Origin of the sequence: Pseudoxanthomonas sp. JBR18 (assembly GCF_028198165.1) — a bacterium.
Lineage (GTDB): Bacteria > Pseudomonadota > Gammaproteobacteria > Xanthomonadales > Xanthomonadaceae > Pseudoxanthomonas_A.
The window spans coordinates 1,874,397-1,891,186 of sequence record NZ_CP116339.1 but is presented as its reverse complement, the minus strand read 5'-3'; the positions used below and the strand labels follow the sequence as shown (position 1 = coordinate 1,891,186).

Sequence of the window (16,790 nt, the reverse complement as noted above, 5' to 3'; positions counted from 1 at the left end):
AGATTCACCAGCTCCAGGAGCTGCGCGTAGTGCGCGCCCTGCGGTCAATCGATGGCCGCCGGCATGTCGGTCAGCAGCTCCAGCGCGGCCAGGTTGGACTCCCCCACCAGCACGGCCAGCGCCTCCAGTTGATCGCTCACGTTCTCCAGGGTCGGCAAGGAAGGTGCGGGTGTGGACGCGGCGCTGACCTGCACCTGCACCCGTGTCGCCAGGGCGTGCTGGAGCGCCTCGATCGAACGGCCCGTCAGCCCACGCAGCGCCAGGACTGCCTGCGCCGGTGGCGCCAGGCCCCGCTTGCACCCGTCTTCCAATTCACCGCAGGCCAGCGCCAGGGCCACGGCGCCCAGGTTGGCGGCCATGCCGCGCAAGGTATGCATGCGCCCGGCCGCCTCGGCCAGGTCGCCGTGGGACAGCGCCTGCTCGCCCGCGTCCAGCTGCAGCCGCGCCTGGTCATCGAACTGCTTCAGCACGCGCTGGAGCAGGGCCGCATTGCCTCCCAGGCGATCCAAAACCCGCGCGATCGGCTCGACCATGGCATCCGCCTCGGGATCCACATCGGCCTCGGCCTGCGCCGGGGCGGTTGCCGCCACCTGCGCGCCGCGCTCGGCCCGGGCGGGCAACAGTGCCAGCAGGCTGGCGACCAGGCGCGCGGACTCGATCGGCTTGGGGACATGGCCGTTCATGCCCGCGGCGGTGCAGGCGGCCATGTCATCGGTGGAGACATTGGCGGTCATCGCCAGGATCGGCAGCTGGGCCATGCGCGGATCACGACGGATCTCGCGCGTGGATTCCAGCCCATCCAGGTCGGGCATCTGCATATCCATCAACACCGCGTCCAGCGGTCCGCCTTTGCCCAACACACGGGCCACGCCGTCACGTCCGCCCTCGGCCAGCTCCACGGTGGCGCCGGCGGCGACCAGCAGCTCGGCGGCCACCTCGCGGTTGATCGCATTGTCTTCGACCACCAGCACGTGGACGCCGGCCAGGGGCAGGTCGTCGCTGATCGGCGGCAGCGCGGGCGAGGTCGACGTGGCGCACAGGGCAGCGCCCAGTTGCAGGGCGGTGACCGGTTTGGCCAGGGTCGCGTCGAAGGGCCATGCCGCATCGTCCAGCTGTGCGCGTTGCAGGGCCCTGGCATGGCTGGACACCACCACCAGCCGCGGTGGGGCAGCACGGGCGCGCAGGGCTCTTGCCAGGTCCCGCACCTGCGCGGCGCGCTCGGGATGCCACTCCATCACCACGCTCCGGCAATCCGCCGCGATCCTGGCGGGCTCGATCGCATCGACCGCCGAATGCCGCATGTCCAGGCCACTGGCCTGGGCCAGCGCCTCTGCCAAGCCGCAGAGCGCGTGACTGCCGCCCACCACGTGCAGTCCCCCGCCCGGGCAGCACGCCAGCGCCGTGCCCAGGCGCCGCGCGCCGGGCTGCAGCTGCATGGGGATGTCGAACCAGAACCGGCTGCCCAGGCCCGGCCGACTGGCCACCTGCAGCGTGCCGCCCATCAGTTGCACCAGGCGCTGGCAGATCACCAGCCCCAGCCCGGTGCCACCGTAGCGCCGGCTGATCGACGCCTCGGCCTGGGTGAACACCTTGAACAACCGCACCAACTGCTCGGGTGAGATCCCGATGCCGGTGTCCTCCACCTCCACCCGCAGCCAGGCGGTGCCCTCGGCCATCGCATGGTCCACTGGCGCAGGCGCCAGGCGGATGCACACGCTGCCCGAGTGGGTGAACTTGATCGCATTGCCGGCCAGGTTGATCAGCACCTGGCGCAACCGCAGGCTGTCGCCGACCAGTTCCAGCGGAACCTCGGGCGATGCCTGATAGACGATCTCCACGTCCGAGTCCCCCAGGCTGGAGGACAGCACCACGCCCAACTCCTGCAGCAGCGTGTCCAGCGAGAACGGATGCGGGTCCAGCTGGAGCTTGCCCGCTTCGATCTTGGAGTAGTCCAGCAGGTCGTTGAGCAACTGCAGCAACATGCCGCCGGCCAGCTGTGCCTTGCGCACGTACTCGGATTGCGAGGGCGCCAGGCGGCTGCGGCCCAGCAGTTGCAGCATGCCCAGCACCGCATTCATGGGGGTGCGGATTTCATGGCTCATGTTGGCCAGGAACTCGGACTTGGCCTGATTGGCATGGTCGGCCGCGGCCTTGGCATCGCGCAGCGCCTGCTCCAGTTCCAGCTGTCCGGTGATGTCGCGGTTGATGCCCACCAGGCGCACCACCGCACCATGGGCATCGCGCTCGGCATAGGCGGCGGCCTGGATGTGGCGGATGGCGCCGTCGCCCTGGATGATGCGGAACACCGGCGCGTATTCGCTGCCATCGGTCAACGAGCGACGCAGCAAGTCCTCCACCCAGGGCAGGTCGTCGGGATGGACACTGCGCCGCCAGTCCTCGAAGGTGATCGTGTACCCCGGCGTTGGCAACGGCCAGCCGTAGATCTCGGCCATGCGTGCGTTGTAGTCCAGTGCGCCGCTGTCCAGGTCGTGGTCCCAGATCCCCAGCTGGGCTGCGTCGGTGGCCATGGACAGCTGCTGGTTGGCGTAGGACAGCTTGCGCTCGGCCGCCTTCTGCTCGCTCATGTCGAAAGCCACGCCCAGATAGCCGGTCAGCACGCCATCGGCGTCGCGGATCGTACTGACCGACAGATTGACCGGGCGACCGTGCCCGGATTTGTCCAGATAGGTCCACTCGCGGGTCTGGACACCGGTACGCAGGGCCACCTCCACCAGGACATCGAAGCCCTTCAGCGTGACGCCGTACGTCCGCTCGAGTTCCTCGCTGCGGGCATCGATCTCGGCCTGCACGTGGAACACGTGGGGGGTGTGCTTGCCAACCAGCTCATCGGCCCGATAGCCCAGCATGCGTTCGGCGCCGGAGTTGAACAGCACGATGGTGCCGGCGGTATCGGTCGCCACGACCGCCACTTCCGACGCCGCATGCAGCACGCCCTGCAGCAGCGCGTTCGACGCGGTGAGTTCGGCGGTCCGGGCGGCCACCTGCTCTTCCAGGCGCGCATTGAGCTGCAGGATCTGCTCGCGCGCCCGGCGTTGTTCGGAGATGTCGCGCACGGTCTTGGAGGCCCCCACCACGCGCCCGTCCGCGTCGTAGATCGGCGAGACGCTGACCAGCACGTCCACCTGCGTCCCGTCCGCGCGGCGGCGTACCGTCTCGAAGTTCGGAATCACCTCGCCACGTCCGATGCGCTTGAGCACCGCCTCTTCCTCGTGGGCCAGCGCTTCGGGCACGATCAGATCGAGCAGGCGATGCCCGATCGCCGCTTCGGCGGTATAGCCGAACAGCGTCTCGGCGGCGCGGTTCCAGCTCATCACCACCCCGTCCAGGCGCTTGCCGATGATGCCGTCGGCCGACCCATGGACCACTGCCTCCAGCAGCTCCTGCTGACGCCGCGTGCGCGCCCGGCGCAGACGACGCAGCAGCAGCATGCTGGTCATCAGCGCCAGCGCCACGCTGGCCCCCACACCGGCCACGACGAGGCGCACCAACGTCGCCGTGGGATCGGCGCCCGGAAAGGTGGGCAACACCCCGAAGGTCATGCGCCAATGACGACCATCGACCTGGCGGTCCACCACCGTGTGGGACAGGGCAGGCGTCTGTGGCGGCGCCCACGCGTAGAACGGGGTCTGGTCGTGCGCATCGGTCACGTCGGCGATCTGCACCGACAGGTTCCAGCGCTCCGGCTCCAGCTGCAGCAGCACCTCGTCCAGCAGCAGTGGCAGATAGGCCCAGCCGATCACGCCCTGTGGACCGTCGGCGCGCGCCGCGCCTGTCGGCGCACGGACCGGCAACAGCAGCAGCACGCCCTGCCGCGCATGGTCGGGCTGCTGGACCAGGGTGATGGGCGCGGTCAGGCGCGGCTCGCCGCTGCGCGCGGCGGCGTCGGCCGCCTCGCGTCGGCTGGTCTCCGAAGCCAGGTCCAGGCCGATCACCGCCTGGTTGCGCGCGATGGGCTGCAGCGATTCGATGATGTACAGGTCGCCCTCGTGCGGGGCGAACTGCCGTAGCTTCATGTCGGTCAGGCCTTCGCGCCGCATGTGGGCCAGATACGCCTCCAGCTGCGACGGCGGCACGCGTCGGACAAATCCCAGCCCCACCGCACCGGGGAAGTCCAGCTCCAGGTCCTGCGCGCTGCTGTAGACATTCAGGTCGGCGTGCTTCTCACCGTACTCTGAAGCCAGCACCGCACCGCGCAGGCCGCGCAGGCCGGCGTGGTAGCGATGGATCGCACCGCTGATCTGGCTGGCGTACAGCGCGGTGTCGGCGCGCACGGCGGCTTGCAACTCCTGCTGGCCGTGAAGATGCTCGCGCCGGACCAGCCCGGCCGTCACCAGCAGCCCGGCACACAGCACCAGCAGACCGCCCTGCCAGACGGTCCGCCGCTCGGTCGATGTTGCGCGCTGCGTCTTGCCCATACCCCGATGTCCCCACGCCACGCCGCGATGCCGGATCACTCCCGACAACGACGACGTTCCCGCCCCGGGCATCGGCCCGTTTCAGGCGGACTTGATGGCGCTGGCTCCAGGGAGCGATTACAGAGGTGAAAACTGAGCCGCGGCGCACGTTTGGCCTGATATGGCGTTTGGTCTGTGCGCAGAAATCCTGGATACACCGCGAGCAACGACGCGCCGACCAGCGGGGGCGCCCGGGAGTCAGTCCCTCGGGATATAGCTCTTGCGACCCGATGGGGTGAGGCAGTAGCGGCCGCCACGCGGCCCGGTGCAGAACGTGCCCGTGCTGCAGGGACAGCTGCCTGACGCGGCCGGCGGCGGCGCCAGGTGCTGCGCATTCGTTGCGCCTTCGCCACCGCTGCACACGCGCTTGGACGCACTGACCGAGCCGTCGTTGCAGACGAAGCGGCCGCTGGCGCAGTGGTGCACCCCGCCCTTGGCACCCGAGCACGGCGTATTGGCCAACGCGCCCATCGCCATGGTCAGCGCGAACAGCACCAGCAACCGCGCGATTGGCTTGAACATGCGACTCCCCCGACACCGCGGCCCCCTGCAGCGACAGGCAAGGACCTTAAACCACACGTGGCGTGTGCGCATCGCCTCACCCGCCAAGCCCGGTCACCCCGCGCGCAAAGGCCGCCGGCTTGGGTAGGATCGGCGTGGACGCACACAGGGGCATCGCATGGAACGCATGATCGCCGTCATCCGCGCGGCATCGCTGAGCCTGATCACCGCGAGCATGGCCCTGGCCCTGCCCGCCACCGCACAGACCCGCGCGGCGGTCGGCACCACGCATCGCCCTTACATTCCCCCCACGCGCCAGCCCTACAGCTCGACGGCCAGAGACGCCACGCCGCTGCATTGCGCGCAGTACCGCAATCACCCCAATCCCGGGATGGTCCGGTACTGCGAAGGACTGGAGCACACCCTGCTGCAGAGCGAAGCACAACGTCAGGGCAAACCCGCCCCCTCGCGCTCGGTCATCGCGCTCCCCGCACTGGGCACGCCCGAAGCCAAGGAACTGGGCTACGCCTGCGTCAGCGGCCGCGCCCTCAAGCGCCTGAGCAACGGCTGGGAGCAGGTGTCGGCGACGGAAGGGGGATGGCAGCGGTGTGAGGGTGGGTAGAGGCGCAATTGCACTCTGACCCCGGTTGTTCAGCGCTGGCGCGCCTGCATGCGCAAGCTGCTAACGATCGTAAATGCGCGGCGCCGCGATGAACTGATGGCCAGGACTTCCCTGGCGACCTGACCACCCATCAGAAGACAGTTGCTGAGTTAAGCGGCATTGGGCCGCCGAGGTCTACCAGTTTATGACATGAAGCCGACTGCGGACCAATGTCCGCTTGAACGACTAGTTAGGCGTCGAACTCCACAACGCAGCCTCCGTCTGCGCCGTAAGCATCGAGTTGTGGCCGAAATCCACCACGAAATAATGCCTGATACAGAGAGATAGCAACACCACGAACGTCGTCATCGTTTCCTGCAACTGCGCCATTGAGGAGAAACTCACCGTCAGTAAGACCAGGATGCGCAGTGAACTCAGCACTCGGTGCATAGAATCGCAACGTCTGTGCGCCGTTGAACTGCGATGTCTTGATGGAGACAGAGTCATCTGGCACCCGGAACAATGTAACCAGAAGCTCTGCGAGCTTAGCGAGACGAGCATCGCAGACGATGACAGCGTATACATTGTTTCGATCAGGAAGTTCCACTTCGACGCCTAACGTTAGAGTTAAGCGGCGCGCGTCAGCGCGTCCGCCTTGAACGAGAAGTTAGACATTAGCGCGGATGTGAGCCTGTGCGACGACCGAGAGCACTTTACTCATGAAGTGCTCTTGTCCATCGTAGAACTGGCTTTCCAGGTCATCGAAAGCGTTGGCAGGTAGTTTGTCGAGCCGACTATTTCGAGCCTCGCGGTCAGCTCTGTACCCGCCTACCTGCTCAAAAACTAACAGCGCCGCCCTCAGCAGCGAGTGAGTTTCGCGTGCTTCCGATTGATGGAGCATATCCAGCGCCAGCCGCGCAGCATCTCCGCTGTTGTTACGGAAATATTGGTCAAAGCCGCCGTTGTTGACCTCCATGGCGAACCACCATACGGCCACGTAACCCTGCTCTTCTGGGAGTAGCGACTCGAATCCGTGCTGCTTCCAACGGTCGTGAACAAGTGCTTCGGTACGATCCATGTATTTGGCCCGTCTAACGCTTAAATTAAGCCGATCCGCGGAGCGGCTGAGAGTTCCTACGAAAAGGTGGACACCGTGGGTCAGACACATTGGACCTCGAACTCGATCGGCGAACGATATCCCAAGGGCGAGTGTAAGCGGTGCTGGTTGTAGAAATCGATGCAGCTGCCAAGCGTGTGTGGCGCATTGTCCGGCCGTCGGTGAAGCGTCGGCGGTGATACATATCCGACTTCATCGACTTGTTCCACGACTCCATGTGGGCGTTGTCGGTCATGCGTCGCGGGCGGTTCACGCTCTGCACCAGGCCGGCCCTGCTCAGGACTGGCTTGAAGTCGCTGGCGAGAAACTCGACGCCGCGATCGCTGTGCACGTGCGTGCCCGGTGCAGGGCGTCGGTGGCGTACGGACGCAGCGCGCGCGCGACAGGTCAGCGCGGCCGTCTTCTCTAGGCCCAGCGCCCAGCCCAGCAGGCGGCGCGAATAGCGGTCCATCACCGTGGCCAGATAGCGCCAGGTGCCCGCGACCTTCAGGTAGGTCACATCGGTCACCCACACCTGATCGCAGCGCTCAATGGTCAACGCATGGATCTGGTTGTCGACGCTGGCATAGAACCGGCCCAGGCCGGGCAGACCGCGATACAGCGAGGCCGAGCACGCGCGCACCGCGTGCTCGCGCATCAGGCGCTCGATCCGGCGGCGCCCGACCGGCTCGCCCTGCCGGCGCAGCTCGGCGTGCACGCGCGGACTGCTGTAGGTTTCCCGGCTCGCCCGATGCAGCTGGCGAACCTTTGCGATCAGCCGTCCATCCTCCTGCGCGCGCTCACTGAGCGGACGGGCACGCCAAGCGTAGAAGCCACTGGCACTGACCCCGAACAGGCGACACAGCCGCCTCACCGGGCAGTGCTCTTGCTGGGTCTGGATGACGGCGAAGCGCTCGCTTTTCGTTCGGAAGTGAACGCGATCGCTTTTTTTAAAAGGTCATGCTCGACCTTCAGCTGCTCGTAGGCCTTCTTCACCCGACGCAGCTCCTTCAGCTCGGCCGCGACGGCCGGATCGACGTCCACACCCTTGACCATGATCGTGCCCTCGCGCGCCTGTTTGCGCCAACGAGACAGCATGACGGGAGGATGTAAAGCGAGGCGGCAACGTCCTGCACCTGGACGCCGGGGAGCCGGCTGAGGCGCACGGCGGTGGCTTTGAATTGCTCGCTGTAGCGGGTCGTGGTTCTAGGGCCTGGCTTGGGCATGGGAAACTCCTGAAAAGATAGATCAGGGTGTCCACTAAACCGTGGGAACTATCCCGTCCGTCTTGAACGAGTTGTTAGACATACTTTGCGAGATGCCTGACGAGGATGCGATGCCCGTGAACTTGCATCTTTGGAAGTGATGCCAACTCTGCTTCGGTGGCTTTCCCCATAAGCTTGTCACCTTCCCAGACATCACCCGCAACGATACGCCGGGAGAGTGTGCCCTCATGGCTAGCCATCGGCTCGTGGCCGATGATGGTCCAAGCCTTTGACCAGCCCGTATATACCATTGCCTTAGGGCCTGTGCTGGCTTGCTCGCTTGTTGAAAGGTCGTCGGAACGCACCCCATAGCACCCGATAAGAACTACGTCTTTGAAATAGCTCGACGCAAAGAGAACGCGACACAGAGCCTTGCGTCCATCTTCAAGCGGAATCGTGAAAATGTCACCTTCGCGGGCTGCCATGTTGTATGTCTAACGCGTGAGTTAAGCCGACCGGCGAAGCCGGTTCGGCTTGAATGAATTGTTATGTTGCAACGACAGCCTGCCTGAGAATTCCATTGGCGCGCCAGCGCTTGCTGAACTCGGACCGAAGCATTAGTCCTTCTGCGCTGTATGGCAAGAGGATCTTGTTTGCTATAGCGCCTGCTAATGGAGAGAAGTGGCCATCCCCTCCCGGCGCGATGTAGCTCACAATTACACTCGCGCCGGTAGCAACATCCGTGAGTAGCTTTGACAAGGGCGCCGCAGGTAGCACGGAGACTCGTTGATAGGCCGAGCGCTCTAAATCGTTTGGATCTGGATCTGGATCCGAATGAAGGCGAACACGTAACCCAAAGCTTTGCAGTGTCTCAGCCAAGCAGGTGGCGAAAGACCCAAACGTTTCGCTGTAGTTGCAGCGGCGGATGATTTCGGCTGGCTCAGCTGCTATTCCGTGGCGTGTGAGCACAAGCCAGACTGAAATGGGGCCACATGGACCTCCAAGTTTCGTTAGCTCAGCAGGCGCCTTCTCAACGTTTGCGTACATGCTTGCCTTGCAACATAACGCCCAAGTTAAGCCGCGCCAAAGGCGTCGGCTTGAATGAATTGTTAGACCTGCTCATGGACATAGTTGGTCAGCCATTCCCTTGAGCTCATCTATGTAGAAAACGAGACGGGCCTGTGTCTTTCCTGTCGGAGTGCTATCTAGAAATGAGCCAACGCTGTGAACTTGGTTAGTGCCGCGCTTGAATCCCGCAGTAAGACTGCCATGGTGAAGCGCGGTTTGCATCGTTTGTTGAGAGGCGCTGCTGCGATGGGCAAGATAGTTGCGCATCGCCTTTGTCGCTTCTACGAGCGCGCATTGGCGGTTTGGCATGCTAGTGAAATGCGTTTTGTACGGAAGGTCTAGCCAGATGCCGGCTTTTGCTTTCATATCAGCCGAGATGGCGAACGTAACGTTCCAGCCTTTTGGGTCTAGGACTTTCCTGATCTTCTCTAGAGTCAAGTGCGATGCGATATCCACTGTGGACAGCGGAATTGCTCTCTTTGCGTAGTCATCCGTGCTCTCTATCGTCATCTTCTGAGTCAGTGCGCCAATGAATGGCCCACTCTTCTTGTTGATGTAGGCAACAAATAGGTCACTTATGAATCCCTCGAGCAGCACTGAAGCGCCAAGGAATGAATACTCTGCAATGAGATTCTTATTGCTTTTCGGTAGAGCTACTGTGGCGAAGTTCGCTAGCACGCCTTCAATATCAGAAAGGCCTGAGAGGAAATCGCTTTTTATGTTCTGTGGGTCAGCTGTGCGCATAAGTGTTGTGCAGGTCTAACGCCTGAATTAAGCCGACCCGCGAAGCGGGTTCGGCTTGAATGAATTTTTAGGGGCGAAGTACGCCTGCACGCTCCGCCACTTATAGAGGTAGAACGCACCGACACCCACAACAAGTAGACCAGGCAAAACATAGGCGAGCATGCCAAAGAACGGGCATGGTGCTAAAAACGCAAGGGCTAGAAACCCTAAATACACAGCGCGTGCATATGGTTTTTTTGACGCGAGTGCCCACGCCACGAAAGGACCAACGAGGCCGATCAAGCATGCGAATACACCTGCGCCGCTGCTCCACCACTCAGCGTAAGTGACATGTCGACCTTGTATGGCGTAATAGTCGATTGGAATGACAGATACGAAGAAAAATATAAGGCAGCACGCTGCATGCGCAGTGAGGAACTTTAGCAGCTTTGGCATGCCACCGAAGTTTGCCCACATGTTCTAGCCCCTAGTGCCCGAGATAAGCCGACTGGCGAAGCCAGTTCGGCTTGATTGACTTGTTAGGCCAGGACGGCCCAACGCAGGTGGCCGGCTGATCTTGCAAGCCGACACGCCGATTGTCTTGTACTGCGTCCGATGCAGGGCTTGCCACGTTGACCATCCGATGAGGTGACCTGCCAAGTGTCAGGCGGCGCGATGGCTGGTGCAACCGGGAGCGCCGAGCCAGAGAACAAGTCACACGCCTAACGCCTGAATTAAGCCGAGCCGCGAAGCGGCTTCGGCTTGAATGAATTGTTAGGCGCGCTACTCGTAGCCACGCCCTGCCCACAAGAAGGTAGCAAACAGCTGCCACGGGTTGGTGGGCTTGGGCCCTGGCCGAACGCCAAACTCAGAGTCCTCCGCCCAGGCAGCGCCGGCACGCAGGAAATCTGCGATGGTTTGGTTGGCCCAGGCGCCCTGAAACCCGTCAAGGGTCGGAGGCAACTTGTCCGCCGAGTCACGCTCTGCCGCCAGCAACTCGACGAAGCGAATGAATGTGGTCTCGCCGTCGACCATTTGAAGAACATTGAACAACTGATCGCTTGCCATGCGTGCCTAACACTTGAATTAAGCCGAGTTGCGAAGCAACTTCGGCTTGAATGAATTGTTAGCACCCTTACAGGCGGTCGATGGAGCTCACCAGAATTTCCGCAGGGGTGCCAGAAAGATGCCCGCAACCACTGAAGCGCGGGCCCGGTGCATAGAGCGTACCCAAAACCGATACGCGATGCCCGTGAAGTTTCTCCAGGCCTCTCTCGTTGAGTTGCACGCTGCCAGTGCCGGTACTAAGCCAAATGCTGGAACTAGCTTGGCCGAATGGCTCGATGTCGCGCCTCTCCCCCTTCGGGTAGTGCCAGATGGCAATGTGCTCGAACTCAAAGTGGAGAATTCCATGGACGGTCACGGGCTCCCCGTCGAGATGGCCTAGCTTGTCCAGCGCTTCGTTGACGGAGAGCGAATCTGTCATAGAGTGCTAACGCTGGAATTAAGCGGCGGCGAAGCCGTCCGCCTTGAATGACCTGTTAGGCGGCAGTGCGTCAGCCGTTGAAGGGAACTCTGCCTTTTCGATTGAGCGCCTTGATCCAACGAGCATTGATGCCTCTAAGTGGTTCGACTTCATCGTCGACGTACTCATCGAGAGCCTGCTGCTCTTGAGCGTTCAACTCTAGAACCTTCGAAACGCACCCGCAAGAAACCAGTTGTCCGGCACAAAATGGGCAACGCTCCTTGATACAGAACGTTTCGTGAAGGTCGCCGACAGCACAGCCACAATCATTGCACGACTGTTCCATTCCTTTCCCTCTCATGGTTGAACGCCTAACGCTGGGAATAAGCCGAGCCGCGAAGCGGCTTCGGCTTGATTGACTTGTTAGGCCAGGACGGCCCAACGCAGGTGGTCGGCTGCGCTTGCGAGCCGATTGGCCGATTGTCTTGTGCTGCATCCGATGCAGGGCTTGCCACGTTGTTCGTCCGATGAGGTGACCCGCCAAGTGTCAGCCGGCGCAAGGGGTGGTGCAAGCGGGAGAACCAAGCCAAAGAAGAAGGCACACGCCTAACACCAGAATTAAGCCGACCCGCGAAGCGGGTTCGGCTTGAATGATTTGTTAGAGCCCTGCTCGCGATAGCACATGAGTCAACTCCAACTGGTTGCAGCCATGGTCCTGCAGGATGCCGTCGGCATCTAGCACTCCAACCTCAAATCCCCCCTCAACATCCTCGTAGTAAAGTAGGCCAGATGGCAACTCCGCAACGACAAGAACATGCTCCAACAAGCGGCTACGCTGAAAAGGTACCAAGTAAAAAGGAACGCGATACGAGGCAAATACAATCTGTTGAGCAGGCGAGCAGTTGGAAAACTGATCGGCAACCAGCACCTCAAGCTCAACGACTGTAATGGGCTGCCAAGTTTCCAAAGGGCTCTAACGCTGGAAATAAGCCGAACCGCGAAGCGGTTTCGGCTTGATTGACTTGTTAGGCCAGGACGGCCCAACGCGGATGGCCGACAGGGCGCGCGAGCCGACACGGCGATTGTCTTGTACTGCGTCCGATGCAGGGCTTGCCACGTTGACCATCCGATGAGGTGACCTGCCAAGTGTCAGGCGGCACAATTGCTGGTGCAAGCGGGAACGCCATGCCAAGGAAGACGCCACACGCCTAACGCCTTATGTCTTCCAGTTTCCCTACTGTAGGCGCCGAGAGCCCGGCATGCGCGCCCGATAACGCCTCGGTGTAGCAGCACCGTAACTCAGCAGGGGCCGCATGCCGGTGCTCGCGCCCTGCGCACGGACAGTTGACCGAAGTCACCCTCGAACTGATAAGCGTGGGCTACGGGCGCGATGTTCTCGACCAGCCAACTCTATCGGAGAACGGCCATGACCGCAGTAGGGATCGACGTGGGCAAGGCGGCGCTGGATGTGGCGATCGAAGGTAAGGCTGGGGCAATGCGCGTCCCCAATTCGGTAGCCGGTCTCCGCAAGCTGATGCGCTTGCTCGTAAAGCTTGAACAAGCCCGTGTTGTGGTCGAGGCAACGGGCGGCTACGAGGATGCGCTATTGGAGGCCTGTTGCGATGCCGAGGTATGGTTCGCACGGGTCAATCCGCGACAGGCGCGCCACTTCGCGCGCGCCACGGGTGATGTGGCCAAGGCCGATGCCATCGACGCGCAGATGCTCTGCCTGATGGCCCGCATGTTTGCCGACCGGCTGCAACGTTACAACGCGCCGCTTCCCTAGCAGCGGGAGCTGCGGGACTGGCTGCGCCGTCGCGGCCAGGTCGTCACCGCGTTGCAGGCGCATCGGCAACAGATGGCGATGTGTCCGGCTCCGATCCGGTCACTTGCTGCCAGGACCATCGCGGCTATGCGGCGCGAGCTGGCGGCCATCGATCAGCAGATCCGTGCGCTGCTCGACGCGCATGCCTCACCGGCGCTTGGCTCGTGTAAGGGACTTGGGCCGGTGTTCCAGGCGACCAGCCTGGCCTTGCTTCCGGAACTCGGCACATTGACCCGACGCCAGATCGCGCGACTGGTGGGGGTGGCACCGATGAACCGCGATAGCGGCCAGGCCAGCGGCGCGCGACGCATTCGTGGCGGCCGGGCTCCGGTCCGCGTTGCGCTCTACATGGCCACGCTTTCGGCCGTGCGCTGGGACCCTGCCATGAAGGCGCACTACCAGCAGCTACGTGCGCGCGGAAAACTGGCCAAAGTCGCGCTCGTCGCATGCATGCGCAAGCTGTTGACGATCATCAACGCGCACCGCCGTGACGAACTGGCGCAGGGCGCTGCCCCGGTCTGCTGACCACTCATCGGAAGACAGCTGCTGAGTTAAGCCGAGTTGCGAAGCAACTTCGGCTTGAATGAATTGTTAGGGCCCGAGACCACGGCCCTACCAGAACTTGTACCACGGCTTTGAAGAAGATGGTTTGCTGGCGGGGTTCAGAAGTGGCGGAACAGTCTTGCTGCCCTCAATGAATCCGAAAGCTGCGACATTGAAGCCAACCTCCCCACCAACAGATGCTACGCACTCCTTGACGATGAAGCCGGTAGCTAAGGCAGCGGCCTCCGCGGCTTGTCGCAGCGACAGTGAATGCCGCGCAGCAATTTGAAGCGCATCCGCCTGTAGTAATGCGAGTGACTGTTGTATATCGAGATTTGGTTGCGTGCCGCGATGTTCGGGCGCGCCGCCAAGCATGGTTGAATCAAGCGTAACCCGATTCCTAGCCAAGAATGCACCGAGTAGATTGACCAAGTTAGGGCCTTGTTCGTTTGCCTCATTGGAGAGCAGAACCGTGCCCGGCTCTTCCGAATCAAGATCGAAACCGAATGACCGCAGGAGCAAACTCCCTGAAATGCGGGCAGAGGAGGCTATTGCGGTTTCTGGATGGATAGCGCGGCCAGAACCCAATCGTCTCGCAATTAGATCGACGAAGTCTCCAGCAGCTCGGTTTTGCTGTTCTGTGATTTGCAAAGAACCCCCTTAGTGCCCTAACTACTATTAGACCCCTCGAAGGGGTTTTATCTGGATTCTGTGCTGTCGCCGTTGGCGGCGTCAATTCAAAGTTCCCGACAGAAATCAAATGCTTGCAGTGCCATTTACGCGCGTGAGTTGCTCGTCGGGTGTCGGAATAAGGGGCGGACAGAACCCGGTACAACATCGCGGGGCGCGCAGACCCCGATATCGTGCGGAGTTCCGCCCACGTTGCGGGCCGCAACGTTAACGGGTGTTGGATGGCGTTAGCTCGAGAAGGAGAGCGCGGCCACGAAGATCGCGACGGGGCAGGAGCCCTCCGCCGGATGATCTCGGTGCGTCCGGTCCGGCCCCGTTATCAATGGTTGCGAGCCACCTCGCATGCGCGCACCCCTTCGTGACGACACTGTGGATGCGGTGACGAGAACTGGAGTCGGAATACAGTTTTTATCCTCCTTGCCCTCTGCACCGCGCTTCGCATCCGTCCCCTCTCAGCGTCTTTCGGCAGGCCGGGCGCCCCAACCCTCAAAACCCCACCGGCCGCTCCCCCGCTACCGCCACCTTCGCTTCCAGCGCGCTGCCGACGCGGCCCAGCGTGCCTTCCTCGAACAATCGACCAACCAGGGTCACGCCGTAGGGCACGCGGTGCGGCTTGGCCAGCGTCGGGCGCGGGTGCTTGGGATCGGGTGCCCAGTCGCTGCGGACCTGGCTGACTTCCACAAAGCCGGTGCGCAGGGTGAGCGCGGGCTGGCCGGTCATGTTGGAGATGACCATCATCTCGTCGCGCAGTGAGGGCACCAGCAGCAGGTCCACCTCGCCCATCACGCGTGCCATCTCGGCGGCCACCTTGCGGCGCAGGCGGTCGGCCTGGACGAAATCCACGGCGGAGAGGAAGCGCGCCTCGCGGAACAGGTTGGGCCACGCGTCCGGGGTCTGCTCGCTCAGCTGTTCAACCTGGCCTGATAGCGTGAGTTCCTCGAAGGCGGCGGCGGCCTCGGCGAACAGCAGCAGGTTGAGATCGTCGTAGGGCCAGCCGGGCAATGACACCTCGGTGGGGACCAGGCCCAGCGCGCGCAGGTGATCGAGCGCGGCGCGATCCAGGTCTGTGGCGGGTGCCTCCTGCATCCAGGCGGGGAAGTAGCCGACCTTCAGGCCCTTGATCGATGCGTCCGCGTCGTAATCGAGGTACGCGGCCACGCTGGCGGTGTCGCCCGGGTCGGTGCCGTGGATGGCCTGCAGGACCAGCAGGGTGTCCTCCACCGAACGGGTGATCGGGCCCAGCTTGTCCATGGTCCAGCACAGGGTCATGGCGCCGGTGCGCGGCACGCGGCCATAGGTGGGGCGCAGGCCGGTGGTGCCGCAGCGCATGCACGGGCTGATGATGCTGCCCTGGGTTTCGCTGCCGATGGCGAACGCCACCAGGCCGGCCGCCGTGGCCGCGGCAGGCCCTGCACTGGAGCCGGAGGCGCCCTCCTGCGGCAGCCACGGGTTCATCGTCTGCCCGCCGAACCAGATGTCGTTGAGCGCCAGTGCGCCCAGGCTGAGCTTGGCCACCAGCACCGCGCCGGCCGCGTTGAGCTTGCGGGTCACCGCCCCATCGCCCTTTGGCACCCGATGCTTGAACGGCTCGGCACCATAGGTGGTCGGGATGCCGGCGGTGTCGAGCAGGTCCTTGGCGCCCCACGGGATGCCGTGCAGCGGACCGCGGTAATGGCCGGCGGCGATCTCCCGGTCGGCCTGCGCGGCCTGCTCCAGCGCGTGCGACTCGCATAGGGTGATCACGCAGCGCAGCTGCGGGTCGAAGCGCTTCAAACGTTCGAGGTAGAGCTTGGTCAGGCGGGTGGAAGTGAGCTGGCGCGTGCGGATCCACGCGCCCAGCTGAGCCACCGAGGCGAAGGCGATGTCCTCGTCTTTCGCCGGCAGCGGCATCTCGGCAACCTTGGACGACATGAAGCGATTACGCGTCGGGCCGACCTGCGCGCGCCCCATCGCCGGGAACCAGGTGGTGGCCGGCGCCAACCCCTCTTCCAGCGCGACCTTGCGCGGGCCGGTGCGACGCTCCAGCAGGCCGGCCAGCGAGGTCGGCCAGTTGGCCACCGCCATGGCGCGCTGCGGCTCGGTCATCGTCACCTGCATCAGCTTCTCCGCCTGGGCGAAAGTGGCGGTGTCCAGCTTGGGTCCCACCGGCGGCGCGGTATTGAACGCTCCGGGCGAACCCGGCGGCGGTGGCGTCGACGTGGCCGGCGGTTGCGCGCCGGTCTGGGCAGCGGCACTGCCGGCCACTACGGCACCCAGCAGGCCGACAGGCGCCTGGGTCAGGAAATCGCGACGCGTTTTCATGGTGCTCTCCGATGTGCGCCCAGGCAGGCGCGCGTGGCTGTCGATGCGGGCGGGCGCGCGGCCCCAGCCACCGGAACGTAGCGGAAAGCCGGCGCGCTGGGAACGCATCCCGGTCCGGACGTGCTGCCGCTTGGCGGGCGTGCTTTTGTGGGCATCGCTTGTCCCGGGCAGGCGGGAGGTCGATGGACAGGTGATCCAATCCCGGGCCGAAACCTCCCGGCCCGCCACCAATCCACACGCCGCCAGCGCTATTGTCGATTTGTGGCCGACTGCTTCGTCGTCAGTGCGCTTCCCAAT

Annotated in this window: 15 protein-coding genes; 3 read left to right on the top strand and 12 right to left on the bottom strand. The window is 63.4% G+C overall.

Translation table 11 applies throughout. The features are described from left to right. Positions 1-44: 44 nt before the first annotated feature. Entirely contained in the window at positions 45-4,436 is a 4,392-nt protein-coding gene (locus PJ250_RS08565; protein ID WP_271648160.1) for a hybrid sensor histidine kinase/response regulator, read from the bottom strand. 237 nt (positions 4,437-4,673) lie between these two features. Continuing rightward, positions 4,674-4,997, bottom strand: a complete 324-nt coding sequence (locus PJ250_RS08560; protein WP_271648159.1) for a YdcA family protein — start codon at positions 4,995-4,997, stop codon at positions 4,674-4,676. A gap of 214 nt (positions 4,998-5,211) precedes the next feature. Between PJ250_RS08560 and PJ250_RS08555 the strand changes: the two genes are divergently transcribed. After that, entirely contained in the window at positions 5,212-5,598 is a 387-nt protein-coding gene (locus tag PJ250_RS08555; RefSeq protein WP_271648573.1) for a hypothetical protein, read from the top strand. 229 nt (positions 5,599-5,827) lie between these two features. Here the strand turns inward: PJ250_RS08555 and PJ250_RS08550 are convergent, their stop codons facing one another. The 8 genes from PJ250_RS08550 to PJ250_RS08515 all read right to left on the bottom strand — a co-directional run bounded on the left by PJ250_RS08550 (position 5,828) and on the right by PJ250_RS08515 (position 11,155). After that, a complete protein-coding gene (locus PJ250_RS08550) occupies positions 5,828-6,184 on the bottom strand; it encodes a hypothetical protein (protein WP_271648158.1) in 357 nt (118 codons plus the stop codon). Between the two features lie 60 nt (positions 6,185-6,244). Next, positions 6,245-6,655, bottom strand: a complete 411-nt coding sequence (locus PJ250_RS08545; protein WP_271648157.1) for a DMP19 family protein — start codon at positions 6,653-6,655, stop codon at positions 6,245-6,247. Between the two features lie 25 nt (positions 6,656-6,680). After that, positions 6,681-7,574 (bottom strand): IS3 family transposase, encoded by an 894-nt coding sequence (locus tag PJ250_RS08540; RefSeq protein WP_271648572.1) that lies wholly within the window; start codon positions 7,572-7,574, stop codon positions 6,681-6,683. Then, the gene (locus tag PJ250_RS08535; protein ID WP_271648156.1) at positions 7,544-7,771 is read right to left on the bottom strand and encodes a hypothetical protein; all 228 of its coding nucleotides are present in this window, start codon (positions 7,769-7,771) and stop codon (positions 7,544-7,546) included. Before PJ250_RS08535 ends, PJ250_RS08540 begins: the two co-directional genes overlap by 31 nt. 202 nt (positions 7,772-7,973) lie before the next feature. Next, positions 7,974-8,363, bottom strand: coding sequence for an Imm26 family immunity protein (locus tag PJ250_RS08530; RefSeq protein WP_271648155.1), 390 nt, complete (start codon positions 8,361-8,363; stop codon positions 7,974-7,976). Positions 8,364-8,997: 634 nt separating this feature from the next. After that, positions 8,998-9,690 (bottom strand): hypothetical protein, encoded by a 693-nt coding sequence (locus PJ250_RS08525; RefSeq protein ID WP_271648154.1) that lies wholly within the window; start codon positions 9,688-9,690, stop codon positions 8,998-9,000. A gap of 762 nt (positions 9,691-10,452) precedes the next feature. Next, positions 10,453-10,737 (bottom strand): DUF7660 family protein, encoded by a 285-nt coding sequence (locus tag PJ250_RS08520; protein ID WP_271648153.1) that lies wholly within the window; start codon positions 10,735-10,737, stop codon positions 10,453-10,455. 67 nt (positions 10,738-10,804) lie between these two features. Further along, positions 10,805-11,155: a hypothetical protein gene (locus PJ250_RS08515; RefSeq protein WP_271648152.1), complete on the bottom strand. Its 351-nt coding sequence runs from the start codon at positions 11,153-11,155 to the stop codon at positions 10,805-10,807. Positions 11,156-12,560: 1,405 nt separating this feature from the next. On the opposite strand from PJ250_RS08515, the gene PJ250_RS08510 reads away from it, so the two are divergent. Both PJ250_RS08510 and PJ250_RS08505 read left to right on the top strand, forming a co-directional pair. Further along, entirely contained in the window at positions 12,561-12,920 is a 360-nt protein-coding gene (locus tag PJ250_RS08510) for an IS110 family transposase (RefSeq protein ID WP_271648151.1), read from the top strand. A gap of 126 nt (positions 12,921-13,046) precedes the next feature. Next, positions 13,047-13,484 carry a transposase gene (locus PJ250_RS08505; protein WP_271648150.1) on the top strand — a complete coding sequence of 146 codons (438 nt, stop codon included), beginning with the start codon at positions 13,047-13,049 and terminating at the stop codon, positions 13,482-13,484. 87 nt (positions 13,485-13,571) lie between these two features. Here the strand turns inward: PJ250_RS08505 and PJ250_RS08500 are convergent, their stop codons facing one another. Further along, a complete protein-coding gene (locus PJ250_RS08500) occupies positions 13,572-14,153 on the bottom strand; it encodes a hypothetical protein (protein WP_271648149.1) in 582 nt (193 codons plus the stop codon). Positions 14,154-14,678: 525 nt separating this feature from the next. Next, positions 14,679-16,493 (bottom strand): amidase, encoded by a 1,815-nt coding sequence (locus PJ250_RS08495; protein ID WP_271648148.1) that lies wholly within the window; start codon positions 16,491-16,493, stop codon positions 14,679-14,681. Between the last annotated feature and the right edge of the window lie 297 nt (positions 16,494-16,790).